This window comes from Megalodesulfovibrio paquesii, assembly GCF_054653055.1.
Map to the genome: position 1 here is coordinate 332,222 of NZ_BAAIGQ010000004.1, position 17,250 is coordinate 349,471.

Annotated in this window: 14 protein-coding genes; 6 read left to right on the forward strand and 8 right to left on the reverse strand. The window is 64.5% G+C overall.

Annotated features, from left to right (window positions below; translation table 11 throughout):
• The first annotated feature begins 18 nt into the window (after nucleotides 1-18).
• Both ACYQ00_RS04150 and ACYQ00_RS04155 read left to right on the forward strand, forming a co-directional pair.
• Nucleotides 19-750, forward strand: coding sequence for a Tim44 domain-containing protein (locus ACYQ00_RS04150; protein WP_460030910.1), 732 nt, complete (start codon nucleotides 19-21; stop codon nucleotides 748-750).
• A gap of 144 nt (nucleotides 751-894) precedes the next feature.
• Entirely contained in the window at nucleotides 895-2,598 is a 1,704-nt protein-coding gene (locus tag ACYQ00_RS04155) for an autotransporter outer membrane beta-barrel domain-containing protein (protein WP_460030911.1), read from the forward strand.
• A 3-nt stretch (nucleotides 2,599-2,601) separates the two neighbouring features.
• Here the strand turns inward: ACYQ00_RS04155 and ACYQ00_RS04160 are convergent, their stop codons facing one another.
• The 4 genes from ACYQ00_RS04160 to ACYQ00_RS04175 form a co-directional block, all read right to left on the reverse strand.
• Nucleotides 2,602-3,534, reverse strand: coding sequence for a cation diffusion facilitator family transporter (locus ACYQ00_RS04160; RefSeq protein WP_460030912.1), 933 nt, complete (start codon nucleotides 3,532-3,534; stop codon nucleotides 2,602-2,604).
• A 176-nt stretch (nucleotides 3,535-3,710) separates the two neighbouring features.
• On the reverse strand, nucleotides 3,711-4,670 hold the full coding sequence (locus ACYQ00_RS04165) for an aminotransferase class IV (RefSeq protein ID WP_460030913.1): 960 nt from the start codon (nucleotides 4,668-4,670) through the stop codon (nucleotides 3,711-3,713).
• A gap of 144 nt (nucleotides 4,671-4,814) precedes the next feature.
• Entirely contained in the window at nucleotides 4,815-5,867 is a 1,053-nt protein-coding gene (locus tag ACYQ00_RS04170) for an aspartate-semialdehyde dehydrogenase (RefSeq protein WP_460030914.1), read from the reverse strand.
• 72 nt (nucleotides 5,868-5,939) lie between these two features.
• The gene (locus ACYQ00_RS04175; protein ID WP_460030915.1) at nucleotides 5,940-6,356 is read right to left on the reverse strand and encodes a bacteriohemerythrin; all 417 of its coding nucleotides are present in this window, start codon (nucleotides 6,354-6,356) and stop codon (nucleotides 5,940-5,942) included.
• A gap of 269 nt (nucleotides 6,357-6,625) precedes the next feature.
• On the opposite strand from ACYQ00_RS04175, the gene ACYQ00_RS04180 reads away from it, so the two are divergent.
• Nucleotides 6,626-7,621: a hypothetical protein gene (locus ACYQ00_RS04180; protein ID WP_460030916.1), complete on the forward strand. Its 996-nt coding sequence runs from the start codon at nucleotides 6,626-6,628 to the stop codon at nucleotides 7,619-7,621.
• Between the two features lie 109 nt (nucleotides 7,622-7,730).
• Here the strand turns inward: ACYQ00_RS04180 and metF are convergent, their stop codons facing one another.
• The 4 genes from metF to ACYQ00_RS04200 form a co-directional block, all read right to left on the reverse strand.
• Nucleotides 7,731-9,119: a methylenetetrahydrofolate reductase [NAD(P)H] gene (gene metF, locus ACYQ00_RS04185; RefSeq protein ID WP_460030917.1), complete on the reverse strand. Its 1,389-nt coding sequence runs from the start codon at nucleotides 9,117-9,119 to the stop codon at nucleotides 7,731-7,733.
• Nucleotides 9,120-9,148: 29 nt separating this feature from the next.
• Entirely contained in the window at nucleotides 9,149-10,369 is a 1,221-nt protein-coding gene (locus tag ACYQ00_RS04190) for an alanine racemase (protein ID WP_460030918.1), read from the reverse strand.
• A 103-nt stretch (nucleotides 10,370-10,472) separates the two neighbouring features.
• On the reverse strand, nucleotides 10,473-10,652 hold the full coding sequence (locus tag ACYQ00_RS04195) for a ferredoxin (RefSeq protein ID WP_460030919.1): 180 nt from the start codon (nucleotides 10,650-10,652) through the stop codon (nucleotides 10,473-10,475).
• A 189-nt stretch (nucleotides 10,653-10,841) separates the two neighbouring features.
• On the reverse strand, nucleotides 10,842-12,497 hold the full coding sequence (locus ACYQ00_RS04200) for a SagB/ThcOx family dehydrogenase (RefSeq protein WP_460030920.1): 1,656 nt from the start codon (nucleotides 12,495-12,497) through the stop codon (nucleotides 10,842-10,844).
• A gap of 100 nt (nucleotides 12,498-12,597) precedes the next feature.
• On the opposite strand from ACYQ00_RS04200, the gene ACYQ00_RS04205 reads away from it, so the two are divergent.
• The 3 genes from ACYQ00_RS04205 to ACYQ00_RS04215 all read left to right on the forward strand — a co-directional run bounded on the left by ACYQ00_RS04205 (nucleotide 12,598) and on the right by ACYQ00_RS04215 (nucleotide 17,180).
• The gene (locus tag ACYQ00_RS04205) at nucleotides 12,598-13,320 is read left to right on the forward strand and encodes an energy-coupling factor ABC transporter ATP-binding protein (RefSeq protein ID WP_460030921.1); all 723 of its coding nucleotides are present in this window, start codon (nucleotides 12,598-12,600) and stop codon (nucleotides 13,318-13,320) included.
• A gap of 90 nt (nucleotides 13,321-13,410) precedes the next feature.
• Nucleotides 13,411-14,691 carry a serine--tRNA ligase gene (serS, locus tag ACYQ00_RS04210; protein WP_460030922.1) on the forward strand — a complete coding sequence of 427 codons (1,281 nt, stop codon included), beginning with the start codon at nucleotides 13,411-13,413 and terminating at the stop codon, nucleotides 14,689-14,691.
• 428 nt (nucleotides 14,692-15,119) lie between these two features.
• Nucleotides 15,120-17,180: a methyl-accepting chemotaxis protein gene (locus ACYQ00_RS04215; protein WP_460030923.1), complete on the forward strand. Its 2,061-nt coding sequence runs from the start codon at nucleotides 15,120-15,122 to the stop codon at nucleotides 17,178-17,180.
• Nucleotides 17,181-17,250: the final 70 nt, after the last annotated feature.

Below are 17,250 nucleotides of genomic sequence, written 5' to 3' on the forward strand. Positions count from 1 at the left end.
CCGGTTCTGGACGACATCATGGGCGATATTATCTGGATCATCCTGTTGCTCGTCATGGCCTGGTTCCTGTTTGCCCGGCCCAAGGACGGCGTCGATGACGAATCGGACGCCCCGCCCGCTCCCAAGCCCGGCGGCCGCCCTTCCCCTAGCGATTTGCGCCCTCCGTCCCGACACACCCCCGCTTCCAGCTCCGCGCCACCGCAGCAGCCTGCCAAGACCGCACCGGAGGAGGAACCCGGCCCGCGCGAAGTCAGCGAAGCCTACCGCCGCGCCCAGGCCATGTGGGACGCCCTCCGTTCCTCCCCGCCAGATCCCCGGGCCGCAAAAGCCGGGAGCCCCGCCACCAACAGCGCTGGCAGTTCGGGCGGCTTCGACCAGGACGACTTCCTCCAGGGCGCGCGCATGGCCTACGCCCGCATCCAGGAGAGCTGGGACGCTCGCGATCTCGCCGATATACGGGACTTTGTGGATGATCAGGTGCTGGCCAATCTCCAGGAACTGGCGGCCAAGGATCCCGCGCCGTCCACCACCACCATCCTGACCCTGGACGCCGCCTTTTTGGACCTCGACCGCGAACGCGGACAGGACGGCGAACGCGAAGTGGCCAGCGTGCGCTTTCGGGTCCGCATGGCCAAGGGTGACAAACCTCCCTACATTGTCGAAGAGATCTGGCACTTTGGCCGCGACGCCGCCACGGCAGAGATTCCTGCCGGCATGTGGAAGGTTGTCGGCATCAGCCAGGTGGCCTGACCCCCGCAATTCCCCCCTCTTTACAATCGCTTAACAGACCGCTACGCTCGCGTGCATGCAGTGCGGTGTGTGCAGTCAATTCGTACGCCCGTGTCCTGCTGGCGTTACTGCGTGTCACTGCAGACTGCAACACAAGGGGGGACGATGCGCGGCCGTTCCGTGTACCCGATGATTGTGGCGGTGTGGTGTGCGCTGTGGATTTTCGGCGGCGGGCAGACCGCCAACGCCCAGCAATGGCCCCTGACCCAGCTCCCGCCTTCCTCCCTTGAAGCCTATGAATCCGCCGAAACGGTCAATGCCCGGTTTCGCGGCAATGCGCCCTTCTGGCCCGGCACCACCGTGGGCACGGTGGTGCTCGCCGAGCCTTTGCTGCTGGTGCGATTCTACAATCCTGCCGCCGGCTCCAATGCCCTGGGCAGCTGGATGATGCCTGCCTGGGAAGTCCGCGGGCTGACGGCCTGGGAGATTCAAAACAAGTTCGCCCTGCCCAGTCTGCCCACCTCCATGGAGCTGGTGGCCGTGCCTGCCGGGGCCGATCTGTACATCGGCACAGCTGCGGCCATTGCCGGCTGGGGCGCTGGCGGAGGATTGCAGCTGCGAATCAACAGTCCACAACTTCCCGAAACAAGCTATTTTAATCGACAGCCGCTGGTGGGCGCCGCCTTTTCGTACCGGACTGCCGGCGTCGGTGGGGATGCGGCGCGCATCGGCGCCCTGCTCGACAACCTGCCCCTGGGCGAGGTCAGCCCCTGGGGAGGACTCTACGACGCCACCAGCGCCCTGGACCAGCTCATGACCACGGCGTCCGGCTACATGGTCGGCCCGTCCTTGCAGCGGCTGGGCCCCGAGGCCTATGAACTGCAAACCGTCATTGGCGAGCGTCAGGCACAGTTGTTTGAAGGAACTGTTAGCCGCCGGCTGGACGCCCTGCGGCGGGATGCGTCCTCGCGACAGCACGAAGATTCGCGGCCAAATGAAGACTCACGGCCACACGAAGGCTCACGGCAAGTCCCCCGTCAGCTCTGGCTGGATGTCACCGGCGCGGATCTTTCCCGCACCGGCAATGCCGGCGGCGTTGCGTATCACGGGCAGGTGGGCGCGATGCACGTGGGCGCGGAAACCGCCGTCTCCGACTCCCTGACCCTGGGCCTGGCCGGCGGTTTTGGGCGCAGCTGGATGGATGCCAATAGCGACGAGGCCCGCATCACGGCCAGCCATCTGTCCCTCGGCCTGTACGGTCTTTGGCTGCAGGACGGCTGGCAGGCCCGCGCCGGGCTGCAGGGCAGTCTGGCCCTGGAGTCCATGGAACGGGAGATCGTCTACCCCGGACAGGCCACCTCGGCCCAATCCTCGCCGTTGTCTTCGGCCCTGGCCTCGCATCTGGCCCTGGGCTATTGCGTTGCCCTGGAGCATCTGCGCCTCACGCCGGAACTGGGTCTGGCCTGGACCTGGCAGCACCACGGCGGGGTTTCCGAAGAGGATGCCGGGGAACTGGCCCTGGACGTCCGCAGCCGGGACGCCCACTCCCTGCGCAGCTGGGGCAATCTGAAACTGGAGCGCGAGTTTCAGCTGGGCGAGTCGGTCTGGATGCGGCCCTCGGTGCGGGTGGGCTGGATCTGGCGGGGTGCCCTGGACCAGCGGGACATCAAGGCTTCATTCCTGCAATATGCCGAAACCATGACCGTGCAGGGCGACCACGCCTCCCGTCACGGCGGCAGCGTGCAGGCCACCCTGCGGCTTTTCGGCAACGAGCCGCGTGACTGGCGGGTGCAGGCGGAGTACGAGGGCGAATTTTTTCAGGATGCCTGGAGCCACGCCGTTTCGGCCCAGCTGGCCATCGCCTTCTGAGTCTCAGCCTGCGTTCGTGGCCTCAGCTGGCACCGGGCACTTTGTGGCCTGGACATACAGCCGCCTGACGGCCGGAATCTCGGCCTTGATGGCGGCGTCCAGCTCGCAGATGATCTCCTCCACCCGGCCGGCGGGGATGGCGTCCTGAAAATCCGCGCTGATGGTCACCAGAATCATCTCCGGCCCCATGTGCATGGTGGCGATTTCCGTAATGCCCACCAGCTCAGCACGGGCGGCGGCGTGCCGGCGCAGGGCGGCCACCACGCGGGGATCCGCAGCCTCGCCAATGAGCAGGCCCTTGGTCTCAAAGGCCAGAAACACCGCAGCCCCGGCCAGAATCAATCCAATGCCCACGGCCGCCGCGCCGTCGTAGTACGGGTTGCCCGTCACATGCCCCAGGGTGATGCCGGCAAGCGCCACCAGCAGGCCGGCCATGGCGGCCAAATCCTCGAACAGCACCACAAAAATGGCTGGATCCTTGCTGGCGCGCACAGCCCGCAACCAGCCCGTCTGGCCCTTGGTCTTCCTGAATTCCCGCACGGCCACGCTGCAGGAGTAGCCTTCAAAGCCAATGGAGGCCAGGAGCACCAGGTAGCTCAGCCACGGGCTCGCCACGGGCTTGGGATGCAGCATGTGGTGGATGCCCTCATACAGGGACACCCCCGCGCCCAGGCCAAAGATGGAGATGGCCACCACAAAGCTCCAGAAATACACCTCTTTGCCATAGCCGAAGGGGAACTTCTCGTCCGCCGGACGGGCGGCGCGTTTGAGCCCGTATAACAGCAGCAGCTGGTTGCCACAGTCCACCAGGGAGTGCACGCCCTCGCTGAGCATGGCCGCGCTGCCGCTCACGGCCGCAGCCACGAACTTGGTCACGGCAATGGCCATGTTCCCCAGCAACGCCGCGATGATGACCTTCTTGGACCCGTGCGCCATGGAAAGACTCCTGGTGAAGAGGCAAGACATGTTTCCCGGGGGGATAATCCCCCCGGACCCCCTGTTCCTGTTTTTTTGCGCCCCTGCCGAAGACGGCAGGGGCGCAAAAAAACAACCGGAGGGGGCGCGGGGGAACTCAGTTCCCCCGTCCATTCTCGTGCTTTTCTTCCTGTCCCTTAGGCTTCGTACACCAGCACGCCTTCCTGGCGTAAATCCTGGCGCAGCAGCTCGCGGATGCGGCGGGTGACCGGGCCGGGGCGGACGTCGTGAACAGGCTTGTCATTGTAGCGGACGACGCCGATGGCGTCCCAGGTGGTGCCAATGACCATGATTTCACGGGCCTCGGCCAGTTCATCCTCATGCACGGGGCGGCGGATGAGGGGAATCTCGTCGCTCATGAGTTCAATGGCCCGCAGGATGGTGGTGCCGGCCAGGGCGCGGTCGAACTCGGGGATGACGAGATTGCCGTGGCGATCCACCATGCCGATGTTTTCCGTGGCGCCTTCGGCCAGGTAGCCATGCTCGTCAAAACAGACGGCAAAGTCCACGCCCAGTGCCTTGGCCTCGCGCTTCATCATGGCATTGGGCAGATAGTTGGTGGACTTGATGCGGGCGAACCAGTCCGGCTTGGCCGGAGTGGCCACCTTGGCCGCGGTCACGCCCTTGTCGTAGAAGGACTCGGGCTTGGGCGTGTAGGCGTAGGCGATGATGAACAGCGAGGCCACGGGGCACTCGGCCATGTCGATGCCAAAGCCACCCACGCCGCGGCCCAGGAGAATGCGTACATAGCCGTGAGGACGTTTGGCCACGCGGGCAGTCTCCACGGTGAGGGAGAGGATTTCTTCCCACGGGCAGGGCGGGTTCAGGTGGATGGCCGCCGCGCCGCGGGCCAGACGGCCGATGTGCGGGGTGAGCTGGTAGAGCCGGCCGTCTTCCCATTTGAGGGTTTCGAAGAGCCCGTCGCCGCGGTGCACGATGTGATCGTCCAGGGGCAGGAGCATGAGGGCCGGGTCTGTGGTGCAGGCGCGAATCTGGTGGTTGTAGCAGGCCAGATAGTTCTGGCTGCCGGGCCGGGGCTGGTTGAGGAGCCGTTCCAGGAACGCCTGGCTGTCGAGCACGTCCATGCGAACATCCATGCGACATCTCCGGGGAAACGGAAAAACGCGAGGGGTGAGCCGTTCTCGCTCCTGCCGCAGTGCGGTCCCCTCGCGCTGTTCCCGTCCCAAGCTGGTTGGGGATTGCAGTCTGGCTTGGTTCAGGGGGGGCCGAAGCCCCCCGCCTTATTTCAATTCAAACACGTTGCGGTCACGCACGCTGACCATGCCGCGGGCGGCCATGGTTTCGGCAATCTGCACGGCGTTCAGGGCTGCGCCCTTGCGCAGGTTATCAGCCACCACCCACAGATTCAGGCCGTTGTCGATGGTGTCATCCTCACGGATGCGGCCCACGAAGGTTTCATCCATGCCGCCGGCATTGACGGGCATGGGGTAAATCTTCTCGGACGGGTTGTCCAGCACGCGCACGCCGGGGGCCTGGGCGAGGATGGCCCGGGCTTCCTTGGCGGTAAGCTTCTTTTCCGTCTCGATATTCACGGATTCCGAATGCCCGAAGAAGACCGGCACGCGCACCGCCGTGGCGGTGACGCGGATGGAGTCATCCCCCATGATCTTCTTGGTTTCGTGCACCATTTTCATTTCTTCCTTGGTGTATTCATTCTCCAGGAAGACGTCGATCTGGGGCAGGACGTTGAAGGCGATGCGGTGGGGATAGACCTTGTTTTCCACATCCTGGCCGTTCATCAGGCCGCGCACCTGCCGCTCCAGTTCCTCAATGGCCTTCTGCCCGGTGCCGGACACGGCCTGGTAGGTGGAGACAACCACGCGGGTGATGGTGGCGGCGTCATGCAGGGGCTTCAGGGCCACGACCATCTGGATGGTGGAACAGTTGGGATTGGCGATGATGCCATGGTGCCAGTCCAGGTCATCGGGGTTGACCTCGGGGACAACCAGCGGGCAGCGGTCATCCATGCGCCAGGCGCTGGAATTGTCGATCACCACACAGCCGGAAGCGGCGGCGTAAGGCGCGAATTTCTCGGAGGTGCTGCCGCCGGCGGAGAACAGGGCAATGTCCACGCCCTCGAAGGAGGTTTCGGTCAACTCCTCCACCACAAGCTCGGTGTCTTTGAAGGGCACGGTGGTTCCCGCGGAACGAGAGGAGGCCAAGGCAATGACCTTGGATGCGGGGAAGTTGCGCTCTTCCAGAATCTTGAGCATTTCTCTGCCAACGGCGCCCGTGGCGCCTGCCACGGCCACAACGAATTGCTGTGCGCCCATGCCTGCGTGCTCCTTAAGAGAGGCGGTTGCTGGGAACGGCCGGAAGGCCCTCCCCAGGAAAATATGGTATGCCTACATAACACCGTGCTGATTGAGAAACTGGCCAAAGCGGGCATCAATCCCAATCACGTGCGTTTTCCACCAGTCAACCAGGAAGTCCAGCAGTTCCGGGGTCAACTCGCCGTCAGGATCGCTGACATAGGCCAGAAGAAAATCGACAATCCTGGAAAAAAACTGGGAATGCAACTGCAAATGTATGGTCAGCTCGCCGTAGGAATCCTCAAAACGGCGCATGAGCGCTTCTTCAGTGGCAAAGTGCACCTGGGCATAGTCATGCAGGGAGTTGATGATGGGCGCGATGAGCTGCTTGTCCTGGCCCTGCATATACGCCTGATGCAGTTGATTGATGAGGTCGGTCAGCAGGCCGTGCTGGGCATCAATCTGCGCCACGCCGACGAGCATTGACTGGTCCCAATTGATGACATCCATGCGAATCTCCATGCATAATTCGCGTTATCCCGCCTGGTGCCCCCACATGCTTCCCGCGATGGCCAGCACCCTACACCAGCAGGCAGGGATTTGACAAACTGGAGTTTGCCGCCGGAGGGTGGCATCCTGCCTCCAGGATGGCAAAAGTGCTTGCGATTATCTAGATTTTCTATAGTATTTACTCCGGTTGGATATGAACCACTCGCCTGGCCGCCTTGCGGGCCGGAGGTTTTGCAATGCGCACGCAGGGGCTTTTTGTTCAAGGATGCATGCGTCGTGGCGTGTTCGGGCTGCTGGCGGTCCTGGCTGCCTGCCTGCTGCTTGCCCAACCGGCCAGCGCCCAGCAGGAGGTGGCCAACCGAACAGCCTCCTCGCCTGCGGAAGGCCAGTTTGCCGTGATGGCCGAACGCTTTGATGCCGAGGACCCGGCCCGTGTCCTGGCTGATCAGCTGCGTAAAAAGGGCCTCTCCCCCTACCTTTTCGAAACCCAGGCAGCCAATGGCAGCGCGGTCTTTGCCGTGCGGCTGGATATTTTCGATTCACTGCCTGAGGCCCTGCAGGCCCGGGAGACAATGGCCCATACTGTCAAGGCGCCCTTGCGCATCACCCCCGGGGGCAGTGCCGAGCCCATTGATCTGGAATCGCTGACTCTTTATGTCCAGACGGGCCTGTACCCCGATGAGGCCGCGGCCCGGGAATCCCTCGCGGCGCTGGTGGATCGGGGCCAGGAAAACGGTGGCATCCTCTCCTTGCCTGGCGGAGAGAGCGGGAAAAATGGCGCGGGCGCAGCGGGCGGAGCAACGCGGTATGCCGTCCATGCCGGTGTCTATCCCACCTATGCCACTGCCGCCAAAGCCGCCGCCGCCCTGACCAAAAAGGGCGTGCCGGCCGGTGTGGGCGTGCTGGATGCGACCGAGTTCAAGATCCGCAACACCCCGGCCAAGGCCGCCGTGCCCGACGTCTTCGCGAAAAAAGCCGCCGCCGCCAAGGCCGCTGCTGACAAGGCCGCTGCTGACAAGGCGGCCGCAGCCAAGCCCGCCACGCCCCCCGCGACTGCGCCCACCGCGCCCTCCGTGGCAGGCAACGCCACCGCTGCCCCGGCCAAGGCAACCGCCCCGGAGCCGAAATCCCCGGTAAAATCCCCCCCGCTCGATCCGCCGGTTAATCCTGGCGCCACTGCCCCCCCCGCGTCTCCCAGCCAGGGGAATGACGCGCCGCTCAAGCTCGTGCCCACGCCGCCCAACGTCTATCCCCCGCCCGAGTAGCCCCGGCCGCCGGCCAGCCCATTCTTCCCCGTGCCCAACACCACAAAAGACGGCCAGTCCCTGCCGGGGCTGGCCGTCTTCTCTTGACGAAGTATGGCGTGTCTGCGCGTCAGCAGCTGCCCGTGAGGGGGCACACGTCTTTGTCCTTGACGATGCGCAGGCAGGCGGCGGCCTTGTTCAGGGTGTACAGATGCACCCCGGGCGCGCCGTGGCGCAGCAGATCGAGCACCTGTTCCCGCGCGTGGGCAATGCCGGTATCCGGAACAGCCGTGGCTGCCTCGCCGCGTTCCTTGGCTGCCAGATCCATGGCTTCCGCGGCTTCCAGTTCGGCCTGATAGGCCGGGGAGATGCCTGCCCCGCACATGGCCGCCATGCGCTGCACCGAGGCCATGGACAGTACCGGCAGAATGCCCGGCAGCACCGGCAGGGCGATCCCCCTGGCGCGCACCAGCTCCACGTAGCTGAAATATGAGGCATTGTCGAAGAAGAGCTGGGTGACGATAAAATCCGCGCCAGCGTCCACCTTGATCTTGAGGGCGTCCAGGTCCGCTTCCATGCTGGCGGCTTCGGGGTGCTTTTCCGGGTATCCAGCCACCCCCACGCACATTTCAGGATGCCGGGCCTTGATGAAAGCCACCAGATCGCTGGCATGGCGGAACCGGGCGTCACTGGGAATGAAGCGGGATTCGCCCTTGGGGGGGTCGCCGCGCAGGGCCAGGATGTTCCGCACGCCGGCCGCGGCCAGGGCGTCCAGGTATTCGGCCATGGCGGCTTCCTCGGCCCCAACGCAGGTCAGGTGGGCCATGGGCGTAAGCCCGTGCTGCCCTCTGAGGGCGGCCACCAGCTCCAGGGTCCGGTCCCGGGTGGAGCCGCCGGCACCATAGGTCACGGAGACGAACAGCGGACGCAGCGACTTGAGCTGCTCCACCTCGCCGTAGAACTCCGGCCATTTTTCCTGCTCTTTGGGAGGAAAGAACTCCAGCGAAACAAACTGGCCTTTGGCCATCAAATCGATAATCCGCATGCTTGCTCCTTGGCTATGCCGGCACTCGGGCCGGCGCTGCGGCGTGGGACGCAGCCGCTGCTGATCGGCACGGATCAGGGCGAGCACGCCCTCGTCGGCAGGCAAAAACGGCAATGTCGCCGCATCACGGGCATCGCACCACTGCAGGGTCTGCCCCTCATGCGGGTGCGGCGCGCCGCGCCAATCGTCCACATGAAAAAAATACAGGGTGACATGCGCGTGGGGATACTGATGCGTGGTGACATGAAACGGCACGGCCGACAAGACTTCCACACCCAATTCCTCGCACAGTTCCCGCGCCAGGGCGGCTCCGGGCGTTTCTCCCGGCTCCAGCTTGCCGCCGGGGAATTCCCAGAACCCGGCCAGGGGTTTGCCCTCCGGCCGTCGTACAGCCAGGAACTGACCGGCGCGCCAAAGTACACCAGCCGCCACATGCACGGCAAGGGGCGTATGCGGTTCGTGCTCGGATTGCATCTACATCGTGCTACACGTGCGATCTGTTATCAGGCAGCGGCCCTGCGCCCCGGCCGGGCGCGCACGGGCCAGGACTCCAGACGACCGTCCGGATGGACCACGGTGAGGTGTTCGGTCAGGTTGGTCACGGGGCAGGCATGAGCCGGCAGAATGCGGACCTTCTCCCCCACCCGCGGCCCCGTACCGTGGTGAAGCATGAAGCCGTGTTCTTCGGAAAGCTTGACCACCGGATAGCCCTCCAGGTCCCCCGGGCTTTCCGGATGCAGCGGGAAGGCCAGGCCGTGCCGGGGCAGGTCTTCATCCTCAGGATCCTGGAGCAGCCCGTGCGGGCCGGAATCCGAGGAGAGCGTCTTGGAGCCGGTGTCGAGGATGGCGTATTTCCAGTTGCGGCTGACCACCGTGGCCAGAACCCACATGGCAGGCGCATCCAGAGTGGCCAGGCCGAGCCGCACCGTCTGACAATCCAGAAAGACATAGTTCCCGGGGCGGATTTCCTGCATGCCCGGGAACCCTTCCGCCGCCAGGGCCGTGGGGGTGGCCCCCACGCTGACGGTCAGTGGGGAGAAGCCGGCGTCTTCCAGCCGGGTCCGGGCCAGGGCCATTTTAAGGGCTTCATCTCCGGCCACCACAGCCACAGCCTGGCGGTCGGCCACGGCGTAGGCATGCCCGGCGTGGGAGAGAATGCCGGCCAGCCGCAGCCTGGGGAACCGGCTCATGGCGCGCGCCAGTTCCACCAGCACGCCGGATTCAGGCGGCACTCCGCAGCGTCCCAGGCCCACGTCCACCTTGATGAACACGCCCCAGCGGGCGTCGTCGTCGCGACCAGCTGGCACGGGGGCGCGGTCGGCGGCCTCGCCCAGCGCGGTCAGCACGGGCAGGCTGTCGGCCACACACTGCAGCGCCACCCCCCTGGCCGCGGCCAGGGCCATGCAACGCTCCAGCTTGGCAGGCTGGGGTTGGGGATAGGCCATAGTCAGGGAGGTCAGGGAGGTCAGGGATTCGAGGCCGGCATCAAGCAGGGCACAGGCCTCTTCCGCCGTGGCCACGGTAAGCCCCGCCGCACCAGCAGCAAGCTGCATTCCGGCAATAGCGAACGATTTATGACTCTTGAAGTGAGGTCGCAAGGCCACGCCCTGGGTCGAGGCCTTGTCTTGCATACGGCGGATATTCGTTTCCAGACGCGCGTGATCCACCACGACGCAAGGCGTCTCAAGCTGTTGGACGTGGGCTGTCCAGGCGGGGATGTTCATGGGCGGTCCGAAAAAGGGAGGGGGGAGACCCCGGCCCGGAAGCCGAGGCATACGCCGGGGCTACCAGGCCGGGGTTCATACAACTCGAAAGAAACCAGCGACTTCAGGACTTGGTGATCGCTTCGGCAGGGCAGCTGTCGATGGCTTCTTCAACGCAATCCAGATCGGAATCGGGATTGATGACAATCGCCTTGTCGCCTTCTTCGTTCATTTCAAAGACGTCGGGGCAGATTTCCACACAGGCTTCACAGGCCATGCAATCGTCATTGACTTCGATGGGCATTGTCCTCTCCTTGAGCTTGGGGGTGACATGTGTTTGACAGATCGTTTCTGTAATGACGCGTGGATGTTTCGGGCTGCCGCGCCGGGACATTGGCAGTCGCCAGTCATTGCAGCCGGTTCCATTTTACCAGAGACATAGCCGGATGGAGAGGCCATAGCAAGGCCCCATTCGCAACGCAAGCAATTCCACTTAAAAAAGTTGGCCGGAGGGTTGCGCCATGGGTCCGAGAGCCAGGGCGTACAGGAGCCGCGCCGTGGGAGCGAGTTGCAGAAATCCCGCGGCCTCCTCGTCAAAAAAGGCCCCCACGCCGCACGCACCCCACCCGAGTGCCCCGGCCGCAAGATACGCGCGTTCGCCCAGCCGGCCTGCAGCCAGACCCAGGCCGCGGTAGCTGCGCGGCCCCTGGCGCGCCTCGCAGTCCGCGAGATCCGCCACCAGATAACACTGCACCGCCGCCCTGGCCATCCAACGCTGGCCCAGACAGCAGGCCGCCAGCATCTCATGTGGTGCGCCCCCTTGCAGCAAGGCCAGCGTGCGCCGCACCCTGTCCAGCACATAGAGCCCGTCCTCAAGGCCTTCCACCCGGCGCAGCGCAAGGGCCACGGCCAGATGCCGGCTGCCACGGTCCTGCAGGGTGCGCTCGGACAGCAGCTGACACAAGGCGTGCATCATGGCCGCGGGCACAGGCGCGTCCGAGAACCGTCGCTGGCTGCGCCGCGCCAGGAGGCAACGCGCGGCAGAGGGCCATTGCCGGCCGGCAAACACCGCCTCGGCCGCGGGCAGGGCCATGCCCGCATCCGGCGTACCAGGCGTACCAGGCGTGCCCGGCACGCCCGGCACACCTGTTGAACCAGGGCGCTGGGCAAAGCAGGCGGCCCCTTCCGGCGAAGGTGCGTCCTCTGCCCGGCCCACAAACCGCGAATCAATATTGCCTGCCTGATGCATGGCCAGCATGCCCGGCCACTGCGGTTCCACGGGAGCGCAGCGGCTGGCCTCGCGGGCGGCCGTGCGATCCAGAAAATCCTCCAGAGGCCCGGCCTGCGCCGGGGCCTCCTCAAAGGCGTCCGGCACCGCACCGTTGAAAAAGGGAATGGCCAGCAGGCAGACTTCGCGCTCGGTATCCAGGCCCAGCAGCGCGTTCATGGCATCATCCTTGAAATCCACGGCCCACATGGCGCCAAAGCCTTCCAGCGCCAGGGCCTGCAGCAGATTCTCGGCCAAATGCCCGGCGTCCAGTAGCAGATACCGGTACGCGCGTTCGCCGTATTTCCAGGCAGAACGATGGAAGATGCCGGTAATGCAGACCACGCCGCACAGCCGGGCTCCGGAACCGGGCACCGGAGCCGGCAACCCCGCGGCCAGGGCCGCGACTCCCAGGGCATCGCCATGCCGCAGCAGGGAAAGGCTGTGGGTTTCCGGCTGATGGTGCCACAGGCCGGGCTCCAGGCCGGCTTCGGGGCAGCCGCTGCCGTCTCCCCCTTGCCAGGTCTCTCCCAGGGCCACATAAAGCTCGCAGGGGTAGAGTGCGCCAGCCGAGGGCCAGCTGCGGAAATGGGCGAGCCCGTCGGCATGCACGCGGGTCTGGGTAATGCCCGCAGCCAGTCCCAGAATGTTGGCCAGCCGCTGGAGACTGGGCCGACCCGGAGCGGCCAGCCCGCCTTGCAACAGCATGGGCAGCGACTGGGCCGCGGCAAAGGAGCAGTCCGGCAGGGGCAGCACCCGGCTGGCCAGGCCCTGCCCATACCGTTTGAACACTTCCGGCCGGTTCGCCCAGTCCAGCTCCCGGCCAATCAACCGTTCGCGCGCGTGGCTGGTGGCGGTGTGATATTCCATGACGGATGACATGCCTGCTCCTCTTGCCCCGGCGACAGCTCTTGCGATACGAAAAGACGCCCGCAACAATCCTTGCGTGTCTGTGCTATCACCTCCAGCCCGTGATGACAAAATGATTTCCGCCTCCACCCTTGGCTTTGCCTATGCCGATGGCCCGGCAACACTCCAGGATCTCTCGTTTCATCTGGAGCCGGGAACCATCACCTGTCTGGCCGGGCTCAACGGCAGCGGCAAATCCACGTTGTTGAACGTCCTGGCCGGGCTTTTCACCCCCACCACCGGCACCCTGCGCGTTGGGGACCATGTGTCTCCAGGCCAGGAACGGGCCTTGCGCAGCCGCGTCCGCCTGGTGCTTCAGGAGGCCGAGTTGCAGTGCCTCGGGGCCACGGTGGGGGAAGATCTGCTGCTGGGGCTTGCCGCCACCCCCGAAGCCCAGGCCCGGCGCATGGCCCGGCGCATGGGCCTGGAATCGCATTGGGATGCCCCCATCCAGACGCTCTCCCACGGCCAGAAGCGCAAATGCGCCATCGCCGCCGCCCTGCTGGCCAACCCGGCTGTGCTCCTGCTGGACGAGCCCCTGAGCGGGCTGGACCATCCGGCCACCCTGGAACTGCGCGACATCATACAAGAAAATCAGGCCGCCGGCATGACGCAGATTCTCTCCACCCACGACCTGGAACCCGTGCTCGATCTCTGCCAGCAGGTGCTGGCCCTGGAGGCTGGCCGACTCGTCTGCCTTGCCCCTCCGGCGGCTGCCCTGCCCCACCTGCAGGCCATGGGACTTCGCCCGCCCTGTTCCTGGCGCCTTGCCCGAACCCTGGAACCCTACGCCTGACCATTGTTTCAGAGGCTGGACCACAGCTGCCGATTCCGCTACCCTTCCACAAGTTGTTCCCCCACCTCCGCCAACCACGAAGAAACGATTATGCTCGACATCAAACGCCTGCAAAAAGATCCCGACGCTGTCCGCCAGGCCCTGGCCCACCGCAACGCCGTGCTCAAAGTGGACGATTTTCTGGCCCTGGACGACGAACGCCGCCGGCTGATCCAGGAAACCGACGCCCTGAAGGCCGAACGCAACACCGCCTCCACCGAAATCGGCAAGCGCAAGCGCAACGGCGAGAATGCCGACGAACTCATGGCCCGCATGGGCGAGGTCAATGCACGGATCAAGGAGCTGGATGTGCTCCTGGCCGAGGCTGACGCGCGGGTGGAAACCTGGCTGCTCGCCTGCCCGAACATCCCCCACACCAGCACTCCCGTGGGTGCGTCCGAGGCGGACAATCCCGTACTCCACGTCTGGGGCGAGAAGCCTTCATTCGACTTCACCCCCAGGGAGCACTGGGAGCTGGGCGCGGCCCTGGGCGGGCTGGACTTTGAACGGGCGGCCAAGATCTCCGGAGCCCGCTTTGCTGTCTCCTGGGGATGGGCTGCCCGGCTGGAGCGCGCCCTGGCCGCCTTCATGCTCGACGTGCACACTCTGGAGAACGGCTACACCGAGGTGGCCACCCCGGCCATCGTCACGGCCAAGACCCTCTATGGCACAGGCCAATTGCCCAAATTTGCGGAAGATCTCTTCAAGCTCGAAGGCGCGGAACAGTACCTCATCCCCACGGCCGAAGTGCCCGTGACCAACCTGCACGGCGACGAGACCCTGCCCGAGGAGTCCCTGCCCAGGGCCTACTGCGCGCACACACCCTGCTTCCGTTCCGAGGCCGGCAGCGCCGGCAAGGACACCCGCGGCCTGATCCGCCTGCATCAGTTCAACAAGGTGGAGCTGGTGCGCATCTGCCGCCCAGAAGACAGCTACAACGAACTGGAAACCATGCGCGGGCATGCCGAGTCCATCCTGCAGAAGCTCGGCCTGCATTACCGCGTCATCCAGCTTTGCACCGGGGATATCGGCTTCTCCTCAGCCAAAACGTACGACCTGGAAGTCTGGCTGCCCGGCCAGAATGCCTATCGGGAGATTTCCAGCTGCTCCAACTGCGAGGACTTCCAGGCCCGCCGCGCGGCCATCCGCTGCAAGGCCAAGGCAGACAAGAAATCCCGTCTGGCCCACACCCTGAACGGTTCCGGGCTGGCCGTGGGCCGCACCCTGGTGGCCGTGCTGGAAAATGGCCAGCAGGCCGACGGCAGCGTGGTTCTGCCCGAGGCGTTGGTGCCATACATGGGTGGCGTGCGCGCCATTCCTACTGCGGGCTGAGCGCCTGCTCCACATGAAAATGGCAGGGGGTATTCCCGGATAGTCCGGGAATCCCCCCTGTATTGTTATGGCCGCTTTTTCTGATGCGGCTTTTTTCTTGGCTGCGACCCGCAGCCCGGCGCGCTTCCTCAGCCGGCAATCCCGCCCTTGGGCAGGATGACCTTGAACAACACGGCGGCCAGGACCACCATAACAATCACGGCCAACACTTCCATGCCTTGATCCTCCGTTGCACGTCTTTTTCATCTCGTAGACATCCATGGGGAATCTGGCAAGATCCCCGCACGCGCATTACCAAATCGCATTCCCACCCTTGCGGTTTCGCTTTTTATCTCGTAATTATAGTTTGTCGGCTAAAAACCAACAGACACGGCTAAATTCTCGAATCATTCCCTACAATTCGCTAGAATCCCACTCTGGGGGCGTGCATGAAGAACCTCAAACTGGCGTATAAAATCGGGACGGGCTTCGGATTATTGATTCTCATTTCCTGCGCCCTGGGGGGGGTGGCCATCTGGAACATGGGCGACGTGGAAGATGATGCCACGCAGCTCGTCCAGGAGTTCATCCCGGAAGTGGGCATGGCGGGCGAGGTGGAACGCGAGACGGCAAGCCTCATGTATGCCATGCGCGGCTACGCCTTTACCCAGAAAGAGGCGTTCTGGCAGCAAGCCACCACCGCGCAAACCCAGCTCAAGGAAGCCCTGCGCCTGCTGCGTGCCCATGCGGATAAATACCCACGACTCGTCAAACTCAGGGAAAAAATCCCCGCTGCGGAAAAATCCATCGCCGAATATGAATCGCTGATGACCAAAACCCGGGAGAGCGTGCAGGGCATGCTCGCAGCCCGGGGCGCCATGGAAGTGGCTTCAGCTGAATATGTCAAAAACATCAATGCCTTTGTCACTGACCAGCATGGGGAGCTTGCCCGGGAAATCGCCTCGGGCCAGCCCGCCAGCGCTCTGCAGGAACGCCAGCAAAAGATCCAGTGGGTGGAAGAGGCCATCACCCACACCACCACCGCGCGCCTGATGAACATCAAGGCCATGGCCTGGCAGGACATTACCATCATGGACGAGGCCCTCAAGGCCTTTGACAAGCTGGAAGCCGTGTTTGACCAGCTCAAAGCGGTGACCCGCAAGCAGGTCAACCTGGACCAGATTGCCGCCTGCCGCAAGGCGGCTGCCGCGTACAAGCAGGCAATCCTGAGCTTTACGACCAACTGGAAGCAGCTGGAGCAGGTCAATAGTGACCGGTCCCGGGTGGGCGATGAGGCCACTCAAACGGTTGTCGCCATCGCCAGGGCTGGCATGGACGCCACCACCAATGTTGGCAACGGCGCAGTGGAAGCCATGGGCAATGCCTCGCGCGTGCTGGTTATCGGCTTGTCCGCAGCCATTCTCATCGGGCTGGTCCTGGCCTGGGCCATCACCAGGATGATCACCGGGCCCATCACCAAGGGGGTTACCTTCGCCGAAGCCATGGCCCAGGGCGACTTCACCCGCACCCTGGACATCAATCAAAAGGATGAAGTCGGCGCGCTGGCCAAGGCCCTTAATGAGATGGTCGGCCGCCTGCGCGAGGTGGTGGGCGAGGTGCAAAGCGCCTCGGACAACGTGGCTTCCGGCTCCGAGGAACTTTCCGCCTCGGCCCAAAACATGAGCCAGGGCGCCACGGAACAGGCAGCCAGCGTGGAGGAAATCTCCTCCTCCATGGAAGAGATGAGCGCCAACATCCGCCAGAACGCCGAAAACGCCGTGGAAACCGAGCGCATCGCCCTCAAGGCCGCCAAGGATGCCCAGGCAGGCGGCGAAGCCGTGGGCAAAACCGTCTCGGCCATGAAGGAAATTGCGGAAAAGATCTCCATCATTGAAGAAATCGCCCGCCAGACCAACCTGCTGGCCCTGAACGCCGCCATCGAGGCCGCCCGCGCCGGCGAGCACGGCAAGGGCTTTGCCGTGGTGGCTGCGGAAGTGCGCAAGCTGGCGGAACGTTCCGGGGCGGCGGCCAACGAAATCAGCGATCTTTCCTCAACCAGTGTGGAAATTGCCGAAAAGGCCGGCCAGATGCTCACTGTGATTGTGCCGGATATTCAGCGCACTGCAGAGCTGGTGCAGGAGATTGCCGCAGCCTCCAACGAGCAGAATGCCGGCGCCGACCAGATCAACAAAGCCATCCAGCAGCTGGATCAGGTGGTGCAACAGAACGCATCGGCCTCGGAAGAAATGGCCTCCACCTCCGAGGAGCTTTCCAGCCAGGCCCAGCAACTGCAGGGCACCATGTCCTTCTTCCGCGTGGATGGCACGGGCATTCGCCGGCCCGCCGCCACCACCCAGGCCCAGGTGGTCCGCAAGCCCCTGGCCACTGCCAAGCCCAAGGCGGCCATTGCCGCCGGGCGTGGCCCCAAGCCGGCCAGCCCCACCCCCTCCGGCGGCGTCCGGCTGGATCTCAAGGACGACATTGCCGATGATGAATTCGAACGCTATTAGCCGCTGCGCCTAGTTCGTCGCAACCATAGGGAGGGCCTGATGTTTTGCCGCACCGGGCCCTTCCGCGCAT